At 71.9% G+C, this 25,836-nt stretch carries 28 protein-coding genes; 19 read left to right on the forward strand and 9 right to left on the reverse strand.

Annotated elements, in window-relative coordinates; genetic code table 11:
- Positions 1–163: 163 nt before the first annotated feature.
- Positions 164–916 carry a lysozyme gene (locus KVT44_RS35860; RefSeq protein WP_217571587.1) on the reverse strand — a complete coding sequence of 251 codons (753 nt, stop codon included), beginning with the start codon at positions 914–916 and terminating at the stop codon, positions 164–166.
- Positions 917–1,112: 196 nt separating this feature from the next.
- Between KVT44_RS35860 and KVT44_RS35865 the strand changes: the two genes are divergently transcribed.
- From KVT44_RS35865 to KVT44_RS35875, 3 genes are all read left to right on the forward strand, one after another.
- Positions 1,113–1,838, forward strand: coding sequence for a class II aldolase/adducin family protein (locus tag KVT44_RS35865; RefSeq protein WP_099923394.1), 726 nt, complete (start codon positions 1,113–1,115; stop codon positions 1,836–1,838).
- Positions 1,839–2,084: 246 nt separating this feature from the next.
- Entirely contained in the window at positions 2,085–3,209 is a 1,125-nt protein-coding gene (locus tag KVT44_RS35870) for a S9 family peptidase (protein ID WP_190170363.1), read from the forward strand.
- A 282-nt stretch (positions 3,210–3,491) separates the two neighbouring features.
- Positions 3,492–4,895: a hypothetical protein gene (locus KVT44_RS35875; RefSeq protein ID WP_180293050.1), complete on the forward strand. Its 1,404-nt coding sequence runs from the start codon at positions 3,492–3,494 to the stop codon at positions 4,893–4,895.
- 51 nt (positions 4,896–4,946) lie between these two features.
- On the opposite strand, the gene KVT44_RS35880 is transcribed toward KVT44_RS35875, so the two are convergent.
- Positions 4,947–5,360, reverse strand: coding sequence for a VOC family protein (locus KVT44_RS35880; RefSeq protein WP_067364865.1), 414 nt, complete (start codon positions 5,358–5,360; stop codon positions 4,947–4,949).
- A 170-nt stretch (positions 5,361–5,530) separates the two neighbouring features.
- Positions 5,531–6,421, reverse strand: coding sequence for a neutral zinc metallopeptidase (locus tag KVT44_RS35885; protein ID WP_217571589.1), 891 nt, complete (start codon positions 6,419–6,421; stop codon positions 5,531–5,533).
- 242 nt (positions 6,422–6,663) lie between these two features.
- Between KVT44_RS35885 and KVT44_RS35890 the strand changes: the two genes are divergently transcribed.
- The 4 genes from KVT44_RS35890 to KVT44_RS35905 all read left to right on the forward strand — a co-directional run bounded on the left by KVT44_RS35890 (position 6,664) and on the right by KVT44_RS35905 (position 10,711).
- Complete coding sequence (locus tag KVT44_RS35890) at positions 6,664–7,461, forward strand: hypothetical protein (RefSeq protein WP_217571591.1); 798 nt, start codon at positions 6,664–6,666, stop codon at positions 7,459–7,461.
- A gap of 92 nt (positions 7,462–7,553) precedes the next feature.
- Positions 7,554–9,152, forward strand: coding sequence for an ABC-F family ATP-binding cassette domain-containing protein (locus tag KVT44_RS35895; RefSeq protein ID WP_067364496.1), 1,599 nt, complete (start codon positions 7,554–7,556; stop codon positions 9,150–9,152).
- 387 nt (positions 9,153–9,539) lie between these two features.
- A complete protein-coding gene (locus tag KVT44_RS35900) occupies positions 9,540–9,761 on the forward strand; it encodes a helix-turn-helix domain-containing protein (protein WP_006123601.1) in 222 nt (73 codons plus the stop codon).
- 146 nt (positions 9,762–9,907) lie between these two features.
- Positions 9,908–10,711 (forward strand): enoyl-CoA hydratase/isomerase family protein, encoded by an 804-nt coding sequence (locus KVT44_RS35905; protein WP_217571593.1) that lies wholly within the window; start codon positions 9,908–9,910, stop codon positions 10,709–10,711.
- Between the two features lie 11 nt (positions 10,712–10,722).
- Here KVT44_RS35905 and KVT44_RS35910 read toward each other — a convergent pair whose 3' ends face one another.
- Entirely contained in the window at positions 10,723–11,469 is a 747-nt protein-coding gene (locus KVT44_RS35910; RefSeq protein ID WP_254650356.1) for a nucleopolyhedrovirus P10 family protein, read from the reverse strand.
- A gap of 68 nt (positions 11,470–11,537) precedes the next feature.
- On the opposite strand from KVT44_RS35910, the gene KVT44_RS35915 reads away from it, so the two are divergent.
- The 5 genes from KVT44_RS35915 to amaP are packed head-to-tail and all read left to right on the forward strand — an operon-like array spanning position 11,538 to position 13,925.
- Positions 11,538–12,026: an Asp23/Gls24 family envelope stress response protein gene (locus KVT44_RS35915; protein WP_217571595.1), complete on the forward strand. Its 489-nt coding sequence runs from the start codon at positions 11,538–11,540 to the stop codon at positions 12,024–12,026.
- 60 nt (positions 12,027–12,086) lie between these two features.
- Positions 12,087–12,272: a hypothetical protein gene (locus KVT44_RS35920; protein WP_054232254.1), complete on the forward strand. Its 186-nt coding sequence runs from the start codon at positions 12,087–12,089 to the stop codon at positions 12,270–12,272.
- 5 nt (positions 12,273–12,277) lie between these two features.
- A complete protein-coding gene (locus KVT44_RS35925; protein ID WP_190170367.1) occupies positions 12,278–12,652 on the forward strand; it encodes an Asp23/Gls24 family envelope stress response protein in 375 nt (124 codons plus the stop codon).
- The gene (locus KVT44_RS35930; RefSeq protein WP_217571597.1) at positions 12,649–13,341 is read left to right on the forward strand and encodes a DUF6286 domain-containing protein; all 693 of its coding nucleotides are present in this window, start codon (positions 12,649–12,651) and stop codon (positions 13,339–13,341) included. The genes KVT44_RS35925 and KVT44_RS35930 overlap by 4 nt, the downstream gene beginning before the upstream one ends.
- Complete coding sequence (gene amaP / locus KVT44_RS35935; protein WP_217571598.1) at positions 13,338–13,925, forward strand: alkaline shock response membrane anchor protein AmaP; 588 nt, start codon at positions 13,338–13,340, stop codon at positions 13,923–13,925. The genes KVT44_RS35930 and amaP overlap by 4 nt, the downstream gene beginning before the upstream one ends.
- 24 nt (positions 13,926–13,949) lie before the next feature.
- On the opposite strand, the gene KVT44_RS35940 is transcribed toward amaP, so the two are convergent.
- The 5 genes from KVT44_RS35940 to KVT44_RS35960 all read right to left on the reverse strand — a co-directional run bounded on the left by KVT44_RS35940 (position 13,950) and on the right by KVT44_RS35960 (position 18,878).
- Entirely contained in the window at positions 13,950–14,705 is a 756-nt protein-coding gene (locus tag KVT44_RS35940) for an SDR family oxidoreductase (RefSeq protein WP_217571600.1), read from the reverse strand.
- Positions 14,706–14,720: 15 nt separating this feature from the next.
- Entirely contained in the window at positions 14,721–16,526 is a 1,806-nt protein-coding gene (locus KVT44_RS35945) for a glycoside hydrolase family 15 protein (protein ID WP_217571602.1), read from the reverse strand.
- Between the two features lie 101 nt (positions 16,527–16,627).
- On the reverse strand, positions 16,628–17,419 hold the full coding sequence (locus KVT44_RS35950; protein ID WP_217571604.1) for an SURF1 family protein: 792 nt from the start codon (positions 17,417–17,419) through the stop codon (positions 16,628–16,630).
- Between the two features lie 93 nt (positions 17,420–17,512).
- Complete coding sequence (locus tag KVT44_RS35955; RefSeq protein WP_054232337.1) at positions 17,513–17,746, reverse strand: hypothetical protein; 234 nt, start codon at positions 17,744–17,746, stop codon at positions 17,513–17,515.
- Between the two features lie 112 nt (positions 17,747–17,858).
- Complete coding sequence (locus KVT44_RS35960) at positions 17,859–18,878, reverse strand: DEDDh family exonuclease (RefSeq protein ID WP_217571606.1); 1,020 nt, start codon at positions 18,876–18,878, stop codon at positions 17,859–17,861.
- 251 nt (positions 18,879–19,129) lie between these two features.
- Between KVT44_RS35960 and KVT44_RS35965 the strand changes: the two genes are divergently transcribed.
- The 7 genes from KVT44_RS35965 (at position 19,130) to KVT44_RS35995 (ending at position 25,812) form a co-directional block, all read left to right on the forward strand.
- Complete coding sequence (locus KVT44_RS35965; protein ID WP_217571608.1) at positions 19,130–19,927, forward strand: acetoacetate decarboxylase family protein; 798 nt, start codon at positions 19,130–19,132, stop codon at positions 19,925–19,927.
- Positions 19,927–20,811: an SDR family oxidoreductase gene (locus KVT44_RS35970; protein ID WP_217571610.1), complete on the forward strand. Its 885-nt coding sequence runs from the start codon at positions 19,927–19,929 to the stop codon at positions 20,809–20,811. The genes KVT44_RS35965 and KVT44_RS35970 overlap by 1 nt, the downstream gene beginning before the upstream one ends.
- 11 nt (positions 20,812–20,822) lie before the next feature.
- Positions 20,823–22,106: an amidohydrolase family protein gene (locus tag KVT44_RS35975; protein ID WP_217571611.1), complete on the forward strand. Its 1,284-nt coding sequence runs from the start codon at positions 20,823–20,825 to the stop codon at positions 22,104–22,106.
- 20 nt (positions 22,107–22,126) lie between these two features.
- A complete protein-coding gene (locus tag KVT44_RS35980) occupies positions 22,127–23,365 on the forward strand; it encodes an amidohydrolase family protein (protein WP_217571643.1) in 1,239 nt (412 codons plus the stop codon).
- Positions 23,366–23,389: 24 nt separating this feature from the next.
- Complete coding sequence (locus KVT44_RS35985) at positions 23,390–24,100, forward strand: VIT family protein (protein WP_217571612.1); 711 nt, start codon at positions 23,390–23,392, stop codon at positions 24,098–24,100.
- 147 nt (positions 24,101–24,247) lie between these two features.
- A complete protein-coding gene (locus tag KVT44_RS35990; protein WP_217571613.1) occupies positions 24,248–25,120 on the forward strand; it encodes a sterol desaturase family protein in 873 nt (290 codons plus the stop codon).
- Positions 25,117–25,812, forward strand: coding sequence for a lysoplasmalogenase (locus KVT44_RS35995; RefSeq protein ID WP_217571614.1), 696 nt, complete (start codon positions 25,117–25,119; stop codon positions 25,810–25,812). Before KVT44_RS35990 ends, KVT44_RS35995 begins: the two co-directional genes overlap by 4 nt.
- The last annotated feature ends 24 nt before the right edge of the window (positions 25,813–25,836 follow it).

The following is a 25,836-nucleotide window of genomic DNA, read 5'->3' on the forward strand; positions in this document are numbered from 1 at the left end:
TGAGTGAACGGAAGGTGAACTGGGGCGGGCGCTGGGGTGTATCAAACGGTGGACCGCCCCTCCGCTCGTGATGACCAGTGTGCGGGAGGGGCGGCCCGACGGTTTACCAGATGTTCGAACGGAGGCGGAATATCGGGTTCCGCCTGGGGGTGTTCGAGGGCTTCTAGCCCGCGGCGAACTGCTTGAGCCGGGTCATGGATCCGTTGAAGAGATTCTGGTCACCCGGGAGCGTGCCGCTGTTGTCGTACTGCCAGAACGTCCACGTCGACCAGCCGGCCGGCAACGCGCCCGTGTCCGCCGAGTCGTAGCGGGCGAGCCAGAGGGCGTGGTTCGCGGCGAAGGCGCCGCTGCCGCCGGTGCAGGTGTTCCACCAGTGGGTGGTCGTGTAGATGACGGGACGGCGGCCGGTCTCCCGTTCGAGTTCGTCGCTGAACGCCTGGATCCACCTCACGATCCCGGCCTTGCTCAGGCCGTAGCACTTGTGCTTCTTGTCGTACGGGTTGTACTCCATGTCGAGCGCGGGCGGCAGCGTCCAGCCGTCCGCGCGCCAGGCGCCGCCGTTGCGCACGAAGTACGCGGCCTGGGTGGTGCCGGACGACTTGTCCGGCACCGCGAAGTGGTAGGCGCCGCGCAGGATCCCCGCGTCGCGCGCTCCGTCGTACTGCCGGCCGAAGTACGGATTGCGGTACGTGTGGGACTCGGTCGCCTTCACATAGACGAACCGGGCGCCCTTCGCTTTCGCGCTCTGCCAGTCGACGTTCTTCTGGTGCGAGGAGACGTCGTGGCCCTTGGGTTTGGCCGCCGCGGCGACCGGGGCCCCGGTGAGGACGGTCCCCGCGGCGGTGAGCGCCGCCACGGCGGCCGCCGCCGCAAGGACGCGGGCACGGCGAAGAAGTGGTTTGTGGTCACGAGCCATATTTCCCCCCGGAATGGCGACGTGCGTGACAAATCCTCCAGAGGCTATTGGAAGATCGTTGAAAGCCCGTCGATCGCCAGCCAATCACCCCAGAAGGGTGATATGTGCCGTTATGTGCCCTTACGGACGCTTGTCTTCCGCCCTAAAGTGCCCTCACCGACCGTGGGTTGACGTCCCTGCCTGGCAGGATCGCCACATGGCTGAGCAGCGGCGGGACGCACGGGAAGTGCGGGACGTGGGGGAGAGCGCGCCGGGCGCGCGCGAGCGGGAGGTGGCGGCCGCATGGGGCGAGCTCGTCGCGACGGCCCGCCGGACGGTGGCCGACGGTCTTGTCGTCGGTACGTCGGGCAACGTCTCCGTCCGGGTCGGCGACACGGTCCTGGTCACACCGACCGGAGTGCCCTACGACCGGCTGAGGCCCGAAGACGCCGTCGGTGTGGACCTCGAGGGCCGGCAGGTCCTCGGTTCGCTCGTTCCGACGAGCGAACTGCCGATGCACCTCGCGATCCACCGCGCCACCGACGCGCGGGCCGTCGTCCACACCCACGCCGCGCACGCGACGGCCGTCTCGACCCTCGTCCCCGAACTCCCCCTGATCCACTACATGGCGGGCGCCCTCGGCGGACCGGTCCGAGTTGCCCCCTATGCGACCTACGGCACCCCGGAGTTGGCCGAGAACATGCTCCAGGCCCTCACCGGCCGCACGGCCTGCCTCCTCCAGAACCACGGCACCATCGCCTACGGAGCCTCGCTGTCCCAGGCGTTCGACCGCACCGCCCAACTGGAATGGATGTCCCGCGTCTGGCTCCTGGCGTCGTCCGTGCCCGGCCTGTCCCCGACGCTGCTCTCGCCGGAGCAGGTGGGCGAGGCGGGGGAGCGGCTGGGGCGCTACGGGCAGGGCGGCGGGGCCGGGCCCCGCTGATCCGACGCGACGTACCGACCTGGCGGTGTGGTGGCACCGGACACGGCGGTGTGGTGGCACTGGATCCGGGGGTGTGGTGGCACCGGACCTGGCGGTGCGGTGGCACCGACCCGGCGGTGCGGGTTGTACCGACCCGGCGGTTCCGGTGCGCGCGCAGTGCCGGAGAACGAGCCCGCGCACCCCAAGGCGGGAGTCCACCGCCCGCTCCGGCTGGCCGACCGGGGGCCGCGCCGGGAGACTGAACCCGTGCGTACTGTCAAAGCGACGGCCGCGGCCGTCTCCGTAGCCCTGGCCGCGGGCGCAGCCTCCGTGGCGGCGGGCCGGTTCGCCAGCGACGCCGCGCTGAAGGCGCCGCCCGGCAGGCCACTGCCCACCGAGCCCCGGCTCACCGTGCACTCCACGGCCGCGGGCCGGATCACGCTCACCCGCGACCTGGCCTCCCTGCGCCCGGGACGGTACGGCCTCACGGGCGACGGCTCCCACGCGGTCGTCGGTGCCGTCCTGGACGACGCACCCCACACCGCCGACACGGTCGTACGCCGCCTCGAACGCGTCACCCACGGCACCCTGGAGCCCGGCGACAAGGCATGGCTCACGCCGAACCTGCACATCGGCAACCCCAGCAGCGCCCTCGGTCTCGACCACGCCGACGTGGACGTCCCCGGCGAGCTCGGCCCGCTGCCCGCCTGGTTCGTGCCCGGCACCCGCGACACCTGGGTGATCACGGCGCACGGGCTCGGCACCACCCGTGAGCACCCCATGAACGTGATGGAGTTCCTGCACCGCAACCAGCTGCCCGTGCTCGACCTCGCCTACCGCGGCGACCTCGGCGCACCCCGCTCCCCGGACGGCCTCAGCCACCTCGGCGAGACCGAGTGGCGCGACCTGGACGCCGCCGTGCGCTACGCCGTGCGCTACGGCGCCGAGCAGGTCGTCCTGTACGGCTGGTCCATCGGCGCCACCATGGCCCTGCGCACCGCCGCGCACTCCGCCCTGCGCGAGCGGATCTCCGGGCTGATCCTGGACTCGCCCGTCCTCGACTGGGGAGCCACGCTGCGCGCCCTCGCCTCGGCCCGCCACACGCCCAGCGCCCTGCTGCCCCTCGCGGTCCGTGCCGCGCAGGGCCGCACCGGTCTGCACGGCGACCGCATCCAGGAGGCCGCCGACCCGGGCCAGCTCAAGGTCCCGACCCTGATCGTGCACGGCCCGGACGACACCATCGCCCCCTGGGGCCCCTCGCGCCGCCTCGCCGAGCGCCGCCCGGACCTGGTCACCCTGCACACGGTCCCGAACGCCTCCCACGGCGCCATGTGGAACGCCGCCCCCAACTACGAAGAGGCCCTACGCCGCTTCCTCACCCCTCTGATGTAGCCACCCCTCCGCGCGACGCCTCCGCGCGACGCCCCCCGCGCGGAGACCCCGCCAAGACCGCTCCCGCCCGCACAACCATTCCCCGCACGCCCCGGCGGAGCCACCCCGCACAGCCCCCCGGCGGAGCCGTCCCCCAAGGCTTCCGGTTGGGCCCCGGTCAACTCGTGCGAGGCTTCGCTCACACGTGTCGAGCCCCCTCGGAACCCTGTCCATTGGCCACCCCTGTCGCCTGCTGTGACATTCCGTTTGGGTTTTCGGACCGTCAACCGGAAGACTGCACCCGTGACGTCCCGTAACCCGCGCGACTCCAGGCTCCGACTCGTCCGCTCGCGCCCCCTGGCTTCCGCCCCCCGAGCGGTGACCCAGCGCAGCTCGCGCCGACCCGCACCCCGGCCCCCCGAGGGCACCCCGCCCCCCGCGGAACTGGCCCGCATGGCCCGCACCGGCCTCGCCGCCGCGGCCCGTGTCGCCCGTTGGGCCGACGCCTCGCTCGGCCCGGGGAGCGACGGCGCGACCCCCGACGGCAAGGGCACCCTCGCCGACGCGACCGCCGAACGGGCCGCCGAGGAGTTGGGCCTGACCCCGGCTCAGGTCCGCGCGGACTGGGACACCGCACGCCTCGCCGGCCTCGTCGAGGTGCACGGCGACATCGCCCGCCCCGGCTGGCGACTGCGCGCCTGGAACCGCGACGACAGCGCCGTCCTGCGCGGCTGGGTCGCCCTCTTCGACGCCTGGTCGCTCGCCCACCCCGAGCCGGCCGACCGCGAGGCGTCCGCCGTCGCCGAGGTCGTCTCCGCGATGCCCCAGGTGCTCTCCTTCCTCCAGCTCTCCGCCGGGCCCGTCCCCATGGAGCAGCTCCTCGACCTCCTCGAACAGCGCGTCACCGAACTGCGCACCGAGCGCTGCGAAATCCCCTACGGCCCCCAGCCGGAGCCCGTCCCGGAGGCCGCCGAGATCGCGGACGCCCCACTCGAGCCCCTCCTCGACTGGGCCCTGCACGCGCTCGCCTCCGTCGGCGCGCTCACCTGCGCCGACGGGCAGGCCACGCTCACCCCGCTCGGCAGCTGGGCGGTCTGGGTCAAGCTGGAGCAGATCTGCGTCGCCGCGCAGAGCCCCGCCGGGAACATCGAGCAGCCCGCCTCGGACATGCTCCGCGGCTGCGCCCAGCTGCGCCCGAACGCGGCCCGCGCCGAGTACCGCGCCTGGCTCGCCGCCCGCCCCGTCGGCAGCGCCGTCACCGAACTCCTCGAAGCCGCCCGCGGCGAGGACGCCCTCACCCGCGGCCTCGCCTTCGAGGCGCTGCGCGTGGTCGGCGCCCCCGCCGAGCCCGACGTACGCGCCGTGGCCGACGAGTCCTGGCTGCGCCCCTACGCCCTGCTGTGGCTCGCCGAGCACGACGGCCACGACCCGGAGGACGCCCACGAGGTCCTCACCCGCGAAGAGTCCACCTGGCTCTGGGTCGACACCGCCGCCGCCGTCGCCGATCACGGTGAGGCGCCGCTTCTCGTGCGCCATCTGGAGTCCGCGGTGCAGCCCACCGTGCCCGCGCTCCTCGACGAGGTGCGCGCCGTCGGCCATCCCCGCACTGTCCAGGTCCTGGTCGCGCTCGCCGCCGCCCACCCGGACCCGGCCCTCGCCAAGGCCGTACGCCGCGCCGCCTTCCAGGTCCACACCGGAGGCAGCTAGGGCCTGTCCTTGGGATCAGCCCCGCATCCCCGCACCCCCTCGCCCCCGGGGTCAGCCCCGTATCTCCGGGGCGTACGTGCCGAAGCTCCAGATGTTGCCCTCGGCGTCCCGGGCCAGGTAGTCCCGCGAGCCGTAGTCCTGGTCGGTCGGGGGCATGAGGATCTCCGCGCCGTGGTCCACGGCGCGTTGGTGGTGTGCGTCGACGTCGTCCACGACCACGTACACCCCCGCGGGGCCCGCGTCCTTCATCGCGCCGTCGAAGACGCCACCGCGGCCCTTGGAGCCGAGCATCACCGCGCCGTTGCCCTGGACCAACTCGGCGTGCATCACCGTGCCGTCCTCGCTCTCGTACACCGAGGCCTCCGAGAAACCGAAGGCCTCCGTCAGCTGCCTGATCGCCGCTTTCGCGTCCGCGTACAGCAGCGTCGGGTAGATGCTCGGGCGCCCGCCGTCCGTACCTGCCATGCCGATCACTCCCACCGGAACTCGTCCTGCTGGGCCGGAATGTCACCCGCTGCCCAGTCTTGCACCGGCCACTGACAACGCCCCGGAGAGCCGAAGTCGCCCGGAACGCGCCGCATCCGCGGACTTTTCACCGCCCTGTCCGCGCTCTCGCCTCCGCCGCGTCCGCGCGCTCAGCGGAAGGTGTTGCACTGCGCCATGTCGCCGGTGCGATAGCCCTGGTAGAACCACTGCTGCCGCTGCGCGGACGAGCCGTGCGTCCACGTCTCCGGGGTCACCCGGCCCTGGAACTCCCGCTGGATCCGGTCGTCGCCGACGGCGGCCGCCGCGTCCAGTCCGTCCCGGATGTCGGCCGGAGTGAGGTTCTTGATCAACGGCCTGCCCGTCGACGGGTCCTTCGTCGTCGTCGCGTGGTGCGCCCACACCCCGGCGTAGCAGTCCGCCTGCAGCTCCACCTTCACCGAGTTGCTGTTCGCGCCCGTGACACCGCTCTGGGCCCTGCCCAACGTCCCCATCAGATCCTGCACATGGTGCCCGTACTCGTGCGCCACCACGTACGCCTGCGCGAACGGCCCGCCGCTGGAGCCGAACTTGGTCCGCAGGTCGTCGAAGAAGCCCAGGTCCAGATAGACCTTGCGGTCACCGGGACAGTAGAAGGGTCCGACCGCCGAGGTCGCGGTGCCGCACGCGGTGTTCACCCGCCCGCTGAAGAAGACGGTCGGCGAGCGCGTGTACGTACCGCCGCGTCGTGCGAACTCCTGCGCCCAGAAGTCCTGCACGCTGTTGACCACCGCCACCATCCGGCAGTCCTCCCGGGCGTTCGCGTCCCGCCCCTTCCGGCAGGTCTGCTTGATCTGGTCGAGCGAGGAAGTGGTCACCGCGGGTTGGTCGTTGCCGGAGGACAACCCGAGCTCATCGGGCCCGACTCCGAAGAACAGCCCGAGGATCAGGGCGATCAGACCCGCGATGCCACCCCCGACGGTCGCCCTGCCACCAGGGATCCGACTGCCGCGCACATCCTGTACGTCGGAGGTGTCCAGGTCGGCGTCGTCGTCGAACTGCATGGGCACACCACCCTCTGCGTACGGCTTCGCACCTCGGCGTACGTCGCTCCGTGGCGCCATCCTCGTACGCCCTCACAGGTCCGGCGCCGGGCGGAGGGCCGAACGGGCGACACGCCGCCCGCCGCCCGCCGTGTCCCGACGGGCGTTCCCACCGCCCACGCCTACGCTCTGCGCCTGATCCGTGCGCCTGGACGGCCGGACAGGTCCTAGGAGCGGCGGGTGGTGCCGATGGGGGCGAGGTGATGGCTGTGCCGGTCGAGGCGGCGGAGGCGGAACAGTCCGCCCCGGCGACCACGGACCCCCCGGCCCCCCGGCTCCGTTTCCCCGCCGCCCACCGCCGCGCCGCCCGCGCCCTGCTCCCCGTCGCCGTCGCCCTGCTGCTCACCGCGGCCCACGAAGCGCGCCCCGCGCCCTACGGAGACCGCCTCATCGCCCACACGCGCGTGGCGCACGGGCACGGGACACGACAGCCCCCGCTGCGCGCCACGAAGGCGGCCGTCGAGGCCTACGACGGGACGACCGGCCACCCCCGCTGGACCTACGCGCGCGAGGGCCGCCGTCCGGTGGCCGTGCTCCCCGCGCGCGGGCACGCGATCGCGCTGTGGGACGACGGACTGGTCACCGACACCGCGCGCGGTGACGGCAGCGCCGTGCGCTGGCACCGGGCCCTTCCCGGGGCCGCCGGGTGGCTCGCGGACCACGGGGCGAGTGGGGTGCTGCGGCCCCTGGGCACTCGCATGCTCGCCGTGATCACCCCGTGGCGCGTCGCCGCCTACCGCATCGCCGACGGCGACCTGCGCTGGACGCTGCCCGCCCGGTACGGCTGCTCCTTCGCCCCCGAACGTGCGTTGCGTCACGGCGAGGCGCTCCTCATCGCGCAGCCCTGCGCCACCGGCGACAGCTGGACCACCGAGCTCGTCGCCGTCGACGACCTGGGCAGAATCACCCCGCACCGCACGCCGCTGGGCGACGTGTGGCAGGGCGAGCGTCACAGTGCCGGACACACTCACCCAGGGAAAGTGGTTGCACGGCCCCGTTAGACTTGGGCGCATGGCCATTCTCCTCGCGCATTAGACGGCGGGAACGTCCTCAGCCGTCCACCCCGCCAACCACCCTGCCCTGGAGTCTGTCCGTGATCTCCGCCTCCGGTATCGAGCTGCGCGCCGGCGCCCGCATTCTCATCGAGTCCGCCACCTTCCGCATCACCAAGGGCGACCGTATCGGCCTGGTCGGCCGCAACGGCGCGGGCAAGACGACCCTGACGAAGGTCCTGGCCGGCGAGGGCATCCCGGCCTCCGGCACCGTCGCCCGCTCCGGCGAGGTCGGCTATCTGCCCCAGGACCCCCGCACCGGTGACCTCGACGTCCTCGCCACCGACCGCATCCTCTCCGCGCGCGGCCTGGACACCCTGATCCGCAAGATGCGGGAGAACGAACAGCGCATCGCCAACGGCTCGGGCGCCACCCGCGAGAAGGCCATGCGGCAGTACGAGCGCCAGGAGACCGAGTTCCTCACCAAGGGCGGGTACTCCGCCGAGGCCGAGGCCGCCACCATCGCCGCCGCGCTCAACCTGCCCGACCGCGTGCTCGGCCAGCCCCTGCACACGCTCTCCGGCGGTCAGCGCCGCCGTGTCGAGCTGGCCCGCATCCTGTTCTCGGACGCCGACACGCTTCTGCTCGACGAGCCGACCAACCACCTCGACGCCGACTCGATCGTCTGGCTGCGCGACTACCTGAAGACCTACCGCGGCGGCTTCATCGTGATCTCCCACGACGTCGACCTCGTCGAGACGGTCGTCAACAAGGTCTTCTACCTGGACGCCAACCGCGCCCAGATCGACGTCTACAACATGGGCTGGAAGCTCTACCAGCAGCAGCGCGAGGCCGACGAGAAGCGCCGCAAGCGCGAGCGGCAGAACGCCGAGAAGAAGGCCGCCGCGCTGAACTCGCAGGCGGACAAGATGCGCGCCAAGGCCACCAAGACGGTGGCCGCGCAGAACATGGCCAAGCGCGCCGACAAGCTGCTGGCCGGCCTCGAGGCGGTCCGCGTCTCCGACAAGGTCGCCAAGCTGCGCTTCCCGGAGCCCGCGCCCTGCGGCAAGACCCCGCTGATGGCCGAGGGCCTGTCGAAGTCGTACGGCTCGCTGGAGATCTTCACCGACGTCGACCTGGCCATCGACAAGGGCTCGCGCGTGGTCATCCTGGGCCTCAACGGCGCGGGCAAGACGACCCTGCTGAAGCTGCTCGGCGGCGCCGAGCAGCCCGACACCGGCGAGGTCATCGAGGGCCACGGCCTCAAGCTCGGGTACTACGCGCAGGAGCACGAGACCCTCGACCCCGAGCGCACGGTCCTGGAGAACATGCGCTCCGCCGCCCCCGACCTCGACCTGGTCGAGGTCCGCAAGACGCTCGGCTCGTTCCTGTTCTCCGGCGACGACGTCGACAAGCCGGCCGGCGTGCTCTCCGGCGGCGAGAAGACCCGGCTCGCGCTCGCGACCCTCGTGGTCTCCTCGGCGAACGTCCTCCTCCTCGACGAGCCGACGAACAACCTGGACCCGGCCAGCCGCGAGGAGATCCTCGGCGCGCTGCGCACCTACAAGGGCGCCGTCGTCCTCGTCACCCACGACGAGGGCGCCGTCGAGGCGCTCCAGCCCGAGAGGATCATTCTGCTGCCGGACGGTGTCGAGGACCTGTGGGGCTCCGACTACGCGGACCTCGTCGCCCTCGCCTGAGCCCTCGTACGGCCTCCCGGACAGCCCCGGGGCTGCCGTCAGCACGACGTGATCGAATGACTGATCCACTGCGTATGGATCATTCGGCCGATCCGTGATCCATCATCTGTGTGAGATCTCCTCGTACCGAGGTGTGTCCTACATCCATTTCGCGGCCGAGTCCTTTGTTCCCAAGGGCTCGGCCGTCTTGCGTCGCTGACCTGGCACTTCACGGAAGAACCCGTTCGGTCGTACGGACAGAGCGGTGCGGACCCTGTGATTCCATTTGTGAGGACGGGCTCCTGTCGTCAAAACCGTGTCTCACGGACCTTGCCGAATGGGTGGCCATGAAGCCCTGGAGGGGTGATCATGAGAAGTCCAGAGCGCACTTCCCATGAGGAGGCACGGGTGGCCGAGACTCTGAAGAAGGGCAGCCGGGTAACCGGCGCCGCGCGCGACAAGCTCGCGGCAGACCTGAAGAAGAAGTACGACTCCGGTGCGAGCATTCGAGCGCTGGCCGAAGAAACCGGCCGTTCGTATGGCTTCGTGCACCGGATGCTCAGCGAGTCGGGCGTCACGCTGCGAGGGCGTGGCGGAGCGACGCGGGGCAAGAAGGCCGCCTCGGCCTGAGGCCGGGCGTCCCCATCGGCTTCGGTGGTGGCCACCCGGTCGGTCGGGTGATCGACCGGGTGGTTACTGTGCAGTCACTTAGGTGTGTTCCTCGTGTCCTTCACGAGGTACGCGTCTGATCCGACCGCACCCATCGGAGGCAGCCCATGGCTTCGCTCGACAAGGATCTTGACCCCGTACTCGACAAGGACGGCGTACGGCTCACCGTCGACGACGCGATCGCCACGGTGACGCTGACCAATCCGGCCAAGCGCAACGCCCAAAGTCCTGCTCTGTGGCGGGCGTTGACGGAGGCCGGGCGGTTGCTGCCGGGCACTGTCCGTGTGGTCGTGCTGCGTGCCGAGGGCCAGTCGTTCTCGGCCGGGCTCGACCGGCAGGCGTTCACGCCCGAGGGGTTCGACGGCGAGCCGTCGTTCATCGACCTCGCGCGCGGGGCCGACGCCGAGCTCGACGCGACCATCGCCGAGTACCAGGAGGCGTTCACCTGGTGGCGGCGCAGCGACGTCGTGTCCATCGCCGCCGTGCAGGGGCACGCCATCGGTGCGGGTTTCCAGCTGGCGCTCGCCTGTGACCTGCGCGTCGTCGGGGACGACGTGCAGTTCGCCATGCGCGAGACCAGCCTCGGGCTCGTTCCCGACCTGACGGGAACGCATCCGCTGGTGAGCCTGGTCGGATACGCCCGCGCGCTGGAGATCTGCGCCACGGGTCGCTTCGTGTCGGCCGAGGAGGCCGAGCGCACGGGGCTCGCCAATCTCGCGGTGCCTGTCGACCAGCTCGAGGATGCCGTGCGGGACCTCGCCGGTGCGGTGTTGGCCGCGCCTCGGGACGCGGTCGTCGAGACCAAGGCGTTGCTGCGGGGGGCGCAGGAGCGGACGTACGAGGAGCAGCGGGTCGCCGAGCGCGCGGCTCAGGCCCGGCGACTGCGGGACCTTGCCGGTCTGGGGGAGTGAGGCCGTCCCTCCTACTCGACGGACGTCACCAGTACCGTCACTGACGGAGTGTCGGGGAGGGCCTCCGCGACCGCCGCTCTGACGGCTCTTGCCACGTCCACCGTTCGCTCCGTTGCCGCGACCGCCAGTTCGACGCGGACGTGGCGGCGGGCGAGGGCGGGATCCTTGCCGGGGACGTTCTCGATGTGCACCGGATGGCCCAGGACGTCCGTCAGGTGGAGTACCCCCGGCACGGACAGGGCGGCGGTGGCCGCCCGGGCCTCGTCGGGCGCCGTCGGTACGGCGGCCGGAGGCGGGGCGGCGCGGCGTACGGCGGTCGGCGGCGCGGAGACGTCCCCCAACTCCGTCACCTTCAGGTCGACCTCCGTGACCGTCAGGCCGAGGGGTTCGGCCGCCTCGGCCAGGCTCACGCGCAGGCGGGCCGCCGTCGTGGGAAGCGGCTCGACGCCGGGGGCCGTCGGATCCGCCCCGGCCGTGAACTCCGCGACGATGCGCAGGGGGCCGGGCGGCAGCGCGCTGGGCGGCGGCGGTACGACGGGCTCGTAGACCAGGTCCGGGTCCGCGAGGGCGATCCGGAGCGTGCCGAGGCGCACAGCGGGCACGCCGGCCGCCGCGCGCCGCAGGAACGCGTCGGCCGCCTCCTCGGCGATCCAGGCACCGTCGCGCGGATGCCCGAGCGGGAGCAGGCGCCCGAGCCCGAGCTGCCGCCGTACTGCCTGCGTCCATCGATCCGAGGTTATTGCTCCAGCCTGCCGCATCCCTGGCGCGCGAGCCCGCAACCGCACCTACTGTGGGCAAGGAGGACGACCGAAAGGGACGTACGGCGATGACCGACATGACGGAGCAGAACCGGACGGACAGCGCCGGGAGCGAGAAGGAGGCTCCCCAGAGCCGCAAGCCCGGGGTCACCAAGCGCGGCGGCGGTGATCCCGCGACGCGGGGGCGGACCACGATCGCCGACGGTGTGGTGGAGAAGATCGCCGGGCTCGCCGCCCGGGACGTGCTCGGTGTCCATGCGATGGGCAGTGGGCTGAGCCGGACCTTCGGGGCCGTGCGCGATCGAGTGCCAGGGGGGTCGAAATCCGTCTCGCGCGGCGTCAAGGCCGAGGTCGGGGAGCTCCAGACCGCGCTCGACCTGGAGATCGTCGTCGAGTACGGCGTGTCGATCGCGGATGTCGCCCGCGCCGTGCGTGAGAACGTCATCGCGGCCGTGGAGCGCATGACGGGACTCGAGGTCGTCGAGGTCAACATCGCGGTGAGTGATGTGAAGCTTCCCGAGGAAGAAGACGAGGAGCCGGAGGCGCGGCTCCAGTGACCGGCCCGGCCGCGCAACGGCCCACGACACCGAGGCCGTCGAACCGCTGAGGAGCGCACCATGAGCTTGGCCGTGATCGGCATGATCGCCGGAATGGCGCTGGGCTTCGCCGGGTACTTCGGGGGCTTCGGGGCCTTTCTGCTCGTGGCCGCCCTGGGTGCCGTCGGGTTCGTCGTCGGACGGTTCCTCGAAGGGGACCTGGATCTCGGTGACTTCTTCCGTCCCCGCGACGACCGGCGGCGGTGACGCCCGTGACCGGCCCGCTCGGCGACACCCGACGGCCCCCGACGGCCGTCGAGGCGGCCGAGCGCGGCGCGACCCGGATCGCCGACCGGGTCGTGGCGAAGATCGCCGCGCAGGCCGCCCGCGAGGCCCTGGACCCGCTGCCCCCGGACGCCGTACCCCCCCACGCGACGGTCGTCGTCCACCATGAAAGCGCCCGCGTCCGCCTCCACCTCGAACTCGGCTACCCCTCCGACATCGGCGCCCGCTGCAACGCGGTGCGTTGCCATGTCGCCGAGCGGGTAGACGCGTTGACGGGGATGGAAGTGCCGGAGGTGACGGTCCACGTCGAACGGCTGCACCTGGTACCGGCGACCGCCGCGGCACAGGGGAGGACGCGATGAGCGAGTCCCAGGGCTCCGAGAACACCACCCGACGCATGCCCGTCCTGGAGAAGAGCGACGCGGGCCCACCGGCCGAGGACGAACTCGGCCAGTCCGCCTCCGCGGCCGACTACGACCCGCCGCCCGCCGTCGACGACGCGCACGGCGGGCAGGGCCGGTTCTGGTCGGCGCGCCGCGTCCCCGCGGGGATCGTCGCGCTGCTGGTCCTCGTGGGTGCGGGCGTCCTGCTGTACGACGTCGCGGCCGTACGTGCCCACCGGCCCGCCTCGCACTGGCGCAGGTCCCTCGCCCGGCAGCTCGCCGAACGGCCCCTCGACGACACCTGGGTGCTCGTCGGCGCCGGCCTCGCCGCGGCCATCGGGCTCTGGCTGATCGTCCTCGCGGTGACGCCGGGGCTGCGCGACGTCCTGCCGATGCGGCGCACCCATCCCGACGTACGGGCCGGGCTGCACCGGGGCGCCGCCGCGACGGCGCTGCGCGACCGGGCCATGGAGGTCTCCGGGGTGCGGTCGGTCCGGGTACGGATGGGGCGCAGGAAGGTCGACGTGCGGGCGGTCTCGCACTTCCGCCCACTCGACGACGTACGGGCCGACCTGGACGCCACGCTCGCCGACGGCATCCGGGGGCTCGGGCTCGTCCGGACGCCCGCCCTGTCGGTGCATGTCGCGCGTCCGGGCCGGAAGGGGTGAGGGCGGTGCTCAGGATCGTCAACCGTGTCCTGCTGGGCATCGTCGGGCTCGCGCTGCTGGTCCTCGGCGGCTCCGTGCTCGCCGTCGGACTGGGCGTGCGGCCGCCCTCCTGGTGGATCCACGACGGGCGGCACGACGTGCTGCTGAGCGCCGCCGAACGGACCCGGTGGCGGGACCAGGGCTGGTGGTGGCCGACCGTCATCGCCGTTCTCGCGGTCGTCGTTCTGCTCAGCCTGTGGTGGCTGTCGGCCGTACTGCGGCGGCGCCGGCTCGCGGAGGTGCTCGTCGACACCGGCGACGGTGAAGGGGCGCTGCTGCGTGGGCGGGCCCTGGAGGGCGTACTGGCCGCCGAGGCGGGGCGGTTGGACGGTGTCGAACGGGCCGAGGTCCAGCTGACCGGGCGGCGCGGCGCTCCCGGGACCCGGGTCCAGCTCCTGCTGGAACCGCATGTCGATCCCGGGCAGGCGCTGCACCTGCTGACGACGGAGGCCCTGGCACACGCCCGGGACTCCGTGGGCCTCGCCGCGCTCCCCGCGGAGGTACGCCTCCGCGGGGTCAAGCACCGGGCCGAAAGGGTGAGTTAGTCCCCCGGCGGCGTCCGAGCGGACTCAGAACCCGCTCCGCACGCCGCCGTCCACCGGGATCATGATGCCCGTCAGATACGACGCGGCGGGCGAGAGCAGGAACGCCGCCGTGCGGCCGAACTCCTCCGGGGTGCCGTAGCGGCGCAGCGGAATCCGCGACTCGTTGGCCGCGCGGGTGGCCTCCGGGTCGGCGGAGAGGCCGTCGAGCTCGCGCAGACGGTCCGTGTCGATGCGGGCCGGGAGCAAGCCGACGACACGGATGCCGCGCGGGCCCAGCTCGTCGGCGAGGGACTTGGCGAAGCCGGCGAGACCGGGGCGCAGACCGTTGGAGATGGTCAGGCCCGGGATGGGCTCGTACACCGAGCCGGAGAGCACGAAGCCGATGACGCCGCCCTCGCCGAGCTCCGCGGCGGCCGCGCGGGCCAGCCGGACCGCGCCCAGGAAGACGGACTCGAAGGCGGCCGTCCACTGCTCGTCCGTGTTGTCCGCGACGAACCCGGGCGGCGGGCCGCCGACGCTGATCAGGATGCCGTCGAAGCCGCCGAAGTGCTCCCGGGCCGCCGCGATCAGCCGGTCCGGGGTCCCCGGGTCGGAGTTGTCGGCGGCCACCCCGACCGCGTTCGGTCCGAGCGCGGACGCCGCGTCGGTGGCGGTCTTCTCGTCGCGCCCCGTGACGATCACCTTCGCGCCGTCGGCGGTGAGCTCCCGCGCGGTGGCGTTGCCCAGGCCACGGGTGGCTCCCGTGACGACGTACACACGGTCCTTCAGTCCAAGATCCATGGCCCCCATCCTCCCCTATCCGGTCGCCTCGGCTCCTCCCGGATGCGCTTCACCGAACAGGTTGAAGGCGGTCCCCACCAGGCCGAGATGGCTGAACGCCTGCGGGAAGTTGCCGAGCTGGCGGCGCGCGACGGGGTCGTACTCCTCGGACAGCAGCCCCACGTCGTTGGCCAGGCCGATCAGTCGTTCGAACAGTTCGCGGGCCTCCTTCGTACGGCCCGTCATGTGCAGCGCGTCCGCGAGCCAGAACGAGCAGACCAGGAAGGTGCCCTCGCCGCCCGGCAGCCCGTCGACGTCGACGCCCTCGTCGCTGTAGCGGCGCAGCAGGAAGCCGTCGCGTTCGAGCTCGGCGCGCACCGCGTCGATGGTGCCGACGACCCGGGGATCGTCGGGCGGCAGGAAACCGACGCGGGGGATGAGCAGCAGTGACGCGTCCAGTTCGCGTGACCCGTAGGACTGCGTGAAGGTGTTGCGTTCGCTGTCGAAGCCGTGCTCGCACACCTCCTTGTGCACCTCTTCGCGCATCGTGCGCCAGCCCTCCAGGTCGCCGACGAGCTCCGGTTCGCTCTCCAGCGCCCGGACGGCGCGGTCGGCCGCCACCCACGCCATCACCTTCGAGTACACGAAGTGCCGGCGTGGGCCGCGCACCTCCCAGATCCCCTCGTCCGGCTGCCGCCAGGCGGTCCGCAGGAACTCCATCAGGGCGCACTGCAGGCGCCACATGTGCGGCTTGGACGGCAGGCCCGAGCGCCGGGCCAGCGAGAGCGAGTCGATGACCTCGCCGTACACGTCCAGTTGGAGCTGCTTCACGGCCTCGTTGCCGATCCGGACCGGGTACGAGCCCCCGAAGCCGGGCAGCCACGACAGCTCGAACTCGGGCAGCCGGCGCTCACCGGAGAGGCCGTACATGATCTGCAGGTCCGCGGGGTCGCCCGCGACCGCGCGCAGCAGCCAGTCGCGCCAGGCCTCGGCCTCCTCGTGGTACCCGGCCGCCAGGAGCGCGCCCAGGGTGAGGGTCGAGTCGCGCAGCCAGCAGTAGCGGTAGTCCCAGTTGCGGACGCCGCCGAGTTCCTCGGGGAGCGAGGTGGTGGGGGCGGCGACGATGCCGCCGGTCGGGGCGAAGGTGAGGGCCTTCAGGGTGATCAGGGAGCGCACGACGGCGTTGCGGTGCGGACCGTCGTAACGGCAGCGCGCCGCCCACGCCTGCCAGTCCTCGACGCTGGAGCGCAGCGCCTCGTACGGGTCGACGAGCGGCGGGCGCGACTGGTGCGAGGGATGCCAGGTCAGGACGAAGGCGACCTGCTCGCCCGCCTCCACGGTGAACTCCGAGTGCGTACGGAAGTCCTTGCCCCAGGTGCGTACCTCGGGTTCGCTGCGCAGCCACACCGAGTCCGGGCCCGCGACCGCCACCCGCTGGCCGTCCGCCCTGCGCACCCACGGCACGACGGAGCCGTAGTCGAAGCGCAGTTGCAGTGTGCTGTGCACCGTCACCCGGCCGCTGAGCCCTTCGACGACGCGGATGAGATCGGGGGCGTGCTCGCGCTGTGGCATGAAGTCGGTCACGCGGACCGCGCCCTCGTCCGTCTCCCATTCGGAGTCGAGCACCAGCGTGTCCTGCCGGTAGGCCCGCCGGGTGCAGGGGCCCGCCCCCGTGGGTGAGATCCGCCAGCGACCGTGGTTCTCGTCGCCGAGGATCGCGGCGAAGCAGGCGGCCGAGTCGAACCGTGGCAGACAGAGCCAGTCGACGGACCCGTCCCGGCCCACCAGCGCGGCGGTCTGTTCGTCCCCGATGAGCGCGTAGTCCTCGATACGTGGGTGCACGTGGGGCGAGTTCCCGGCGAAGGCCGGGGCCAATCGGGTCGGGGGCCGACCGGGTGACACCGGCCGAGGAAGTACGGGCGCGCCGGGCGGCGGCCCAGGGGTCAGGCGGTCACCGTGGCCGCTTCCGGCGCGGTCGCGGAGACGGCGGCCTCGGCCCGGTCGCGGCGCTCCCGGCGGACCAGGATCAGCCAGCCCACGGGCACGCCCGCGGAGAAGAGCCACCACTGGATCGCGTACGCCATGTGCGGACCGATGTCGTTGTGCTCGGGGTCGGGGATCAGTTCGGGGGAGTCACCCTTGGGCGCGGGCGCGGTCTGCTCGATGTACCCGCCGAGGACCTGCTTGCCGAGGCTCTTGGCCTGCAGTTCGCTGTTGATCAGCATGACCTGGCGGTCGGGCAGGCCCTGGATGTTCTTGATGCCGCTGTCGCCGGTCGTCTCGTCGGGCATCAGCCGCCCGGTGACGGTGATCTCGCCCTTCGCGGGCGCCGGGATCTTCGGGAACGCGGTCTGTGAGCCGTTCGAGTCGATCCAGCCCCGGTTGACGAGGAGCACCCGGCCGTCGTCCAGGTCGAAGGGGGTCAGGACGTGGTAGCCGACCTCGCCGTCGGCGTTGGTGCGGCGCCGCACGACGACCTCGTGCGCGGTGTCGAAGGTGCCCTTCGCGGTCACCCGGCGGTACAGGTCCGCGTGCTCGACGTGCTGCCCCGGCGCGGTGACCGACTCGGCGGGCACCGGCGTGGCCGTCAGCGACTGCGAGATGACCTTGTTCAGCGCGACCTTGTGCTCATGGCGGTGCAGCTGCCAGAAGCCCAGCTTGATCATCGTGGGGATGAGCAGGAGGGCCACGAGGGTGAGGATCACCCACTGCCGGGACAACAGGAAGCGGTACACCCCACGACCGTACAACTCGGTCGTGGGGCGTATTCAGGGGGGTGCGCGTCGACACGGCGGGAACGTGTGCTCCCGGACCGTTCCGCTCGGCTCTCAGACCTTGTCGATGATGCCCACCTTGCCCTCCGCGCGGGCGCAGTGCGCGCCGCAGAACCAGTGGCCCTCGACCTCGACGCCCTGGCCGATGATCTGCACGCGACAGTGCTCGCAGATGGGGGCCATCCGGTGGATCGCGCAGGAGAAACAGTCGAAGACGTGCACCGCGCCCTGCGCGTGCACCTCGAAGGTCATGCCGTAGTCATTGCCGCACACTTCGCATCTCGCCATGCGCCACAGGGTGAGGTGCTGACGCGGCGCGGGCGAGCGGGCGCCGGGCGAGTCGCCCGGCAATCACCCGTACGTCCGTCAGCGACCCCGGCCCCTCTTCAGCCCTCCGGGGTCACTTCTCCGAGGCCGGCGCCACGTCCCGCAGCAGCTGGCCGAACGCCGCCTCGTCGATCACCGGTGTCCCGAACTGTTTGGCCTTGACCACCTTGGACGTACTGGAGTCCGGATCGTTGGTGACGAGCAGGCTGGTCAGCCGGGACAGACTCGTCGCGACATGCAGGCCGGCCTCGACGGCACGGTCCTCCAGCAGCTCGCGGTCGACGGACGTGTCCCCGGAGAACGCGACCCGCATACCCTGCTTGAGTGGTTTGCCCGCTTCGTAGTGACCTGGGTTGGGATAGGGGCATGCGGGGCGTTTGCGTGAAGGCCGCCAACTCCCGGACGGGTAGCCACCGGACGAGTAGCCGCCGGACGATTGACCACCGGAACCGTACTGCCGTCCGATCCGCGGTGCCGCGGGGCTCTCGGACCACTCCCTGAGCGGCCGGCACTCCAGGAGCGGCAGCCGGATGCCGTCCCGCGCGGCGGCCCGCAGGCTCGGCCGGAACGCCTCGGCCAGCACGCGCGCGTCGTCCAGCGCGTGGTGCGCCCGCTGCTGTACGACACCGAAGTGGGCGGCCAGCGACTCCAGCTTGTGGTTGGGCAGCGGCAGGCCCAGCTCCTTGGAGAGCGCGATGGTGCACAGCCGCTGACGCACCGGCGCCTCACGCTCCGCGCGTGCGTACTCCCGCGCGATCATCGACCAGTCGAAGACCGCGTTGTGCGCCACGAGCACCCGGTCGGCGAGCCGGTCGGAGAACTCCTCGGCGATGTCCTGGAAGAGCGGGGCGCCTTCGAGCACCTCGGTCGTCAGACCGTGGATCCAGACCGGGCCCGGGTCCCGCTCCGGGTTGACCATCGTGTACCAGTGGTCCTCGACCTCGCCGCGCGCGTCCAGCCGGTAGACGGCGGCCGAGATTATCCGGTCGTCGCGGGCAAGGCCGGTGGTCTCCACGTCGACGACCGCGTACCCCTGCGGATACGCGGCCGGCCAGGGGGCTGGTGACGATGCGGTCGTCAGGTCTTCGAGCATGGTCACTGAGGATACGGGCCCTGACTGACAGTCCGGCCCCCACCTTCCCGGATCCGACGGACGGTCCGGCCCCCGGAGTTGACGCGGTCAGCGGGGGACAGGGGTGCCTTTTGTGGCGCGGGTCACCGGTTGGTTCGGCCCGGCGCACGGCCCCGGGCGCATGGCTGACGCATGGCTATGGACCTTTCGACGGTGTCCTGCAAGCGTGCTCCGCGCCCCAGCAGGTAGCGCCTACGAAGGGCGGTACGGACATGGCACGAGTGAGGTACGGCGCACGGACCGAGGCGGAGATCGCCGCCGCGCGCACCGCGAGCGCCAAGTTCCCCGACATCTGGTCCACCGGTGTGGTGGCCGTCTGGGAGAGTGATCCGGACGCGGTCGCGGCGGTCCTGCCACCCCCGCTCAAACCCACCGGGCGCCCCCTGGTCCGGGTGAACATCAGCAAGGTGGACCTGCCGGGTTATCCGCTCGGCGCGGGCTCGTTCGCCGTCGCCGCGGCGCACGACGGCGTCGAGGGCTGGTACCCGCTGGTCATGCCGATGACCCACGAGCGGGCGCTCATCGGCGGTCGCGAGGTCTTCGGGGAGCCCAAGAAGCTCGGCGAGGTCACCGTGGAACGCGACGGCCTCGTCGTACGGGCCGCACTCGCCCGGCACGGCATCGCGTTCGTCGAGGTGCGCGGCGCGGTGAGCGGTGACCTGCCGTTGCCCGAGCCCGCCCGGAAGACCGACTTCTACTTCAAGTTCCTTCCCGCGGTGGACGGTTCGGGCTTCGACGCGCATCCCGTGCTCGTGCACTGCGTACGCAACGAGAAGGTGCGCAGGCTGGAGCGCGTCACCGGGGACGTCGTGCTGCGCGAGTCGATGTACGACCCGGTCGCCGACCTCCCCGTACGCGAACTGGTCGAGATCACCCTCGGTGAGAAGACCACCGACCAGACGGGCCGGGTGGTCGAACGCGTCAGCGCCCAGGCCCTGTTGCCGTACATCCATCAGCGCTACGACGATCCGCGGCAGATCCTCGACGGGCCGCCGGAAGGGAGCGCCTGATGGATCTCCGGGCGGGGCAGGTCGCCGTCGTCACCGGCGCGGCGAGCGGTATCGGGCTCGCGATGGCGCGCCGGTTCGCGGCGGACGGTCTGAAAGTGGTCCTCGCGGACGTCGAGGAGGGTGCCCTGGAGAAGGCCGCCGCCACGCTGCGGGAGGACGGGGCGGAGGTGCACGCGCGCGTGGTGGACGTCTCGGAGCGCGAACAGCTCGACGCGCTCGCCGCCGAGACGTACGAGAAGTACGGCGCCGTGCATGTCCTGTGCAACAACGCGGGGGTCGGCTCCGGCGCCGAGGGCCGCATGTGGGAGCACGATCCGAACGACTGGAAGTGGGCCTTCGCCGTCAACGTCTGGGGTGTCTTCCACGGCGTCCAGGCCTTCGTACCGCGCATGATCGCCGGGGGAGAGCCGGGCCACGTCGTCAACACCTCGTCCGGCGACGGCGGGATCGCCCCGCTGCCGACCGCCTCCGTGTACGCCGTCACCAAGGCGGCCGTCGTGACGATGACCGAGTCCCTGTACGCGCATCTCAAGGCGGAGCACGCGCGCGTGGGGGCGTCGGTGCTCTTCCCCGGGCCCCACATGCTCCGCACCGGCCTGTGGGAGTCGCACCGCAACCGGCCCGAGCGCTATGCGAAACAGCGCCCCAGGCAGACCCCGTACCGCAGCCTCGACCAGTGGGAGGCCGCGATGAAGGAGGCGGGGCAGGAGGTGCGGTTCACGCCGGTGGAGGAGGTCGCCGACCTGGTGGCGGACGGCATCCGGGAGGGCCGGTTCTGGCTGCTGCCCGCGAGCGAGCACAGCGACCGGCAGATCCGGGCGAGGTCGCAGTCGATGCTCGACCGGGCCGACCCGTCGTACCTAGAGCACTTCATCCTGGACTGAGGAGGCGGGCGATGACCGACCGGGACCCCTATCTGATCATCTCCTCCGACTGCCACGCCGGGCTCCCCACCGAGGAGTACCGGCCCTACCTGGACTCCCGGCTCCACCGGGACTTCGACGACTTCCTCGCGGGCCAGGGCCGGCGCCGAGAGGAGATGAACCGGCTCGGCATCCGCAACGAGGCGTTCGCGGACCGCTGGTTCCAGGACAACGAGGAGGGCTTGCGCGGCGGTTGGGACACCGCGCAGCGCCTCAAGGAGCTGGACGGCGACGGCGTGGCAGGGGAGGTGGTCTTCCCGGACGCCGACGCCGTGGACAGCCGCACGGCGGCCCCCTTCGGCGTGGGCCTCGGCCTCTCCGGCGACCACGACCCGCAGCTCGGGATGGCGGGCGCGCAGGCCCACAACCGCTGGCTGGCGGAGTTCGTCGGGGAGAACCCCGAACGGCACTGCGGGGTCGCCCTGTTGCCGATCACGGCGGCCCCCGACGCGGTCGTCGCCGAGGTGTACCGCGCCAAGGAGTCGGGACTCGGCGCCCTGATGATCCCCGCCATGTGGGTCGACAAGGAGCCGTACCACGACCGCCGTTACGACCCCGTGTGGGCGGCCGCCGCCGAGTGCGGGATGCCGGTGGTCACGCACTCGGGCGCGGCGCCGCGCCACGAGTACGGCGACCACCTGGGGATCTACGTCTCCGAAGTCACCTGGTGGCCCGCGCGCCCCCTGTGGTTCCTGCTCTGGTCGGGCGTCTTCGAACGCCACCCGGGGCTGAAGTTCGGGGTGGCCGAGTCGGGCTGCTGGTGGCTGCCGAACCTCCTCTGGTTCATGGACCGCCTCTACCTGGGCGCGCACGGCGGCAAGAAGCTGTCGCCCTTCGCCGAGCTGAAGCGACCCCCGCACGAGTACCTCGACCGGCAGCTCTTCATCTGCGCGACGAACACCAAGCGCCGCGAACTCGCCCAGCGCTACGAGATCGGCGTCGACAACATCCTCTGGGGCAGCGACTTCCCGCACCCCGAGGGAACCTGGCCCGACACCCGCGCGTGGCTGCGGCGCACCTTCCACGACATCCCGGTCGCGGAGACCCGCCGCATGCTCGGCCTCGCGGCCGCCGAGGTCTTCGGCTTCGACGTCGAGCGGCTGACCCCGCTCGCCCGGCGCATCGGCCCGACCCCGGCCGACCTCGGCCAGAGCGACGACCAGACGGCCGTGGCGGCGTCCTGGGCACGCTCACGCGAGGTGGGCCGCCACTGGCTGACCGACCACGACTTCCCGGTCCTGGGGACGACGCCGTGAGCGCCCCCACGAACGACCCCGTGACCGACCGCTACACCGTGATCTCGGCGGACTGCCACGCCGGAGCGGACCTCCTGGACTACCGGCCCTACCTGGCGAAGGAACATCACGAGGCGTTCGACGCGTGGGCGGCCACGTACGTCAATCCGTACGAGGACCTGCTCGCCGACACCGCCGACAAGAACTGGAACTCCGCACGGCGCCTGGCGGAGCTGGAGGAGGACGGCATCGTCGCGGAGGTGGTGTTCCCCAACACCATCCCGCCCTTCTTCCCGTCGGCCGCCCTGATGGCGCCGGCCCCCACCGCCGAGGAGTTCGAACGGCGCTGGGCGGGCCTGCGCGCCCACAACCGCTGGCTCGCGGACTTCTGCGCGGCCGCGCCGGGCCGCCGCGCGGGTGTCTTCCAGATCCTCCTGAACGACGTGGAGGAGGCGGTGAAGGAGATCAGATGGGCCTCCCGGGCGGGCCTCAGGGGCGGCCTGCTGCTCCCCGGCACCCCACCGGGCTCGGGACTGCCCGAGCTGTACTCGTCGACGTACGACCCGATCTGGGCGGTCTGCGAGGAGCTGGGCGTCCCCGTGAACCACCACGCGGGCTCGGCGTCGCCGCCACTGGGCGAGGAACCGGCGGCCCGCGCGGTCTTCATGGTCGAGACGACCTGGTTCTCCCACCGCGCGCTCTGGCACCTCATCTTCGGCGGCGCCTTCCGCCGCCACCCCGGCCTGAGACTGGTGCTGACCGAGCAGGGCTCGGGCTGGATCCCCGGGGTGCTCGACATGCTGGACTACTACCACGGGAGGCTGTCGGCGGCGGCGGCGACGAAGAGGGCGAAGAGGGCGACGGCGGAGTCGAAGTTCGGCGCGGGACTCGCCGAGTCGATGGGCAAGGGCCCCTCGGAGGTCTGGCGGGACAACTGCTTCGTCGGCGCGAGCTTCATGCGCCCGCACGAGGTGCCGCTGCGGGCGCGGATCGGCGTCGACAAGATCATGTGGGGCAGCGACTACCCGCACGACGAGGGCACCTACCCCTATTCCCGGGAGGGCCTGCGCTGCGCGTACGCGGGCGTGCCGCGCGAGGAGGTCGCCGCGATGGTCGGCCGGAACGCCGCCCGGGTGTACGGCTTCGACCTCGACGCGCTGGACGCCCTCGCGGCGAAGGCGGGACCGACCGTGGCGGAACTGGCCGAACCGCTGACGCGGCCCCCGGCGGACGCGACGAGTCCGGTGTTCGCGAGGGGAGCGTCAGTACGGGTCTGGTGACGCGCCAGGTGGCATCCTCCCCGTGTGACGGTACCCATGCACGACGAGGCCCACGAAGGCACCCTCGGCTCCCGCCTGAACTGGCTGCGGGCCGCGGTGCTGGGCGCCAACGACGGCATCGTCTCCACCGCCGGCCTCGTCGTCGGCGTGGCCGGCGCCACGGACGACCGCTCCGCGCTGCTCACGGCGGGCCTCGCGGGGCTGCTGGCCGGCTCCATGTCGATGGCGGCGGGCGAGTACGTCTCGGTCTCCACCCAACTGGACTCCGAGAAGGCCGCCCTGGCACTGGAGCGACGCGAACTGCGCGAACAGCCCGATGCCGAACTCGAGGAGCTGACCGAACTCCTGGAGCAGCGCGGCCTGACCCGCGACGTGGCCCGCGAGGCGGCCGAGCAGCTCACGGAACGCGACGCCCTGAGGGCCCACGCGCGCGTGGAGCTCGGCATCGACCCCGACGACCTCACCAACCCCTGGCACGCGGCCTGGGCGAGCTTCCTCTCCTTCACCGTGGGCGCCCTCCTCCCCCTCCTCGCCATCGTCCTGCCACCGGCGGCCTGGCGCCTGGGCGTCACCGTGCTCTCGGTACTGGCCGCCCTGGTCCTCACCGGCTGGCTGAGCGCCCGCCTGGGCTCGGCGAACCCGGGCCGCGCGGTACTGCGGAACGTGGGCGGGGGTGCGCTGGCGATGGGGGTCACCTATGCGGCGGGGGTGCTGTTGGGGGCGGCCGGGGTGTGACGAGCGCCGAGCGAACGTGTGACGAGCATCGGTCCGGACCTGTCGGCGTTCTTGGCGGAGATCACCAATAAGCAAGCGCGTACCCTCGGTAATACTTGTGGGTAACAACGTCTAGCCGCGGCCGAGCTGCGGTTCTACGGTGCATCCATGCCGAACCTGCCCGATGTCGTGCTGTGGTCGATACCCGCCTTTGTGCTGCTCACCGTGATCGAGGTGGTGAGCGTCAGGATCCATCCGGACGACGAGGCCGCGGGGTACGAGGCGAAGGACGCCGCGACGAGCGTCGGCATGGGGCTCGGGAGTCTCGTCTTCGACTTCCTGTGGAAGATCCCGATCGTCGCGATCTATACGGCGATCTATGAACTGACGCCGCTGCGGGTGCCCGTCCTGTGGTGGACCGTTCCGCTGATGCTGCTGGGGCAGGACTTCTTCTACTACTGGTCGCACCGCGGGCACCACGTCATCCGCGTCCTGTGGGCCTGCCACGTGGTCCACCACTCCAGCCGGAAGTTCAACCTCACCACCGCGCTGCGCCAGCCCTGGACGACCTGGACGGTCTGGCCCTTCTACGTGCCGCTGATCGCCCTCGGTGTGCACCCCGCCGCGCTCGCGTTCTGCTCGTCGGCGAACCTCGTCTACCAGTTCTGGATCCACACGGAGCGGATAGACAAGATGCCCCGTTGGTTCGAGTTCGTGCTCAACACGCCCTCCCACCACCGGGTCCACCACGCCTCCCAGGGCGGCTATCTGGACCGCAACTTCGGCGGGATCCTCATCGTCTGGGACCGGCTCTTCGGGTCCTTCGTCGCCGAGACCGAGCGGCCCGTCTACGGGCTCACCAAGAACATCGCCACGTACAACCCCCTGCGCGTCGCCACCCACGAGTACGCCGCCATCGCCAGGGACCTGAAGGCGGCGACCGGTTGGCGCGAGCGGGCGGGGCGGGTCTTTCGCGGGCCCGGCTGGCAGCCGACGCCGAAGTCCGCGGGGCACCAGCCGGTCACGGAGCCCGTCGCGTGAGCCCACGGCACGCGCGCGTGCTGCTCGTCTCCTTCGGCGTGGCCGCCGCCGTGGACCTCGTTTCCCTGGCCGTCGGGTTCACCCCGGGGCACCTGGTCGCCAAGCCGCTTCTGATGCCCCTGCTCGCCGCCCACGCGGTCGTACGCGGCGGACCGCGGCTCCTGGTGGCCGCCCTGCTCTGCGGCTGGGGCGGCGACGTACTGCTCCTGTCCGACGCCGACCCGGCCTTCCTGGTGGGAATGGCCTCCTTCGCGGCCGGTCACGTCTGCTATCTCCTGCTCTTCAGAAGGCCGGATGCGCCGCATCGCCCTCCACACGTGCGTGGGCCGTCGGCCTGGCTCGGTGGCGTGTACGTCCTCGCCCTCGTCGTCACCGTCACCCTCCTGCGGCCCGATCTGCCCGCCGGCCTCCGTGTCCCCGTCGCGGGCTACAGCCTGCTGCTGACCGCGATGGCGGCCGCAAGCACCCGGCTCGGGCTCGTCGCGGGCGCGGGCGGGGCGCTCTTCCTGCTGTCCGACACCCTCATCGCCACCGGCGTCGCCGACTGGCCGCAGCTCCCGAGACCGGACTTCTGGATCATGCTGACCTATGCCGCCGCCCAGTTCCTGCTGGTCAGCGGAGTGCAGGGCACCCTTGGCGCGCATACCGCGGCGAGGGCGGCGTACGGTGAGATGCGCTCAACCACCCCCTGAGCGCATCTCACCCAGCCGATCGGC

The organism is Streptomyces sp. GbtcB7 (assembly GCF_019091445.1).
Lineage (GTDB): Bacteria > Actinomycetota > Actinomycetes > Streptomycetales > Streptomycetaceae > Streptomyces > Streptomyces mirabilis.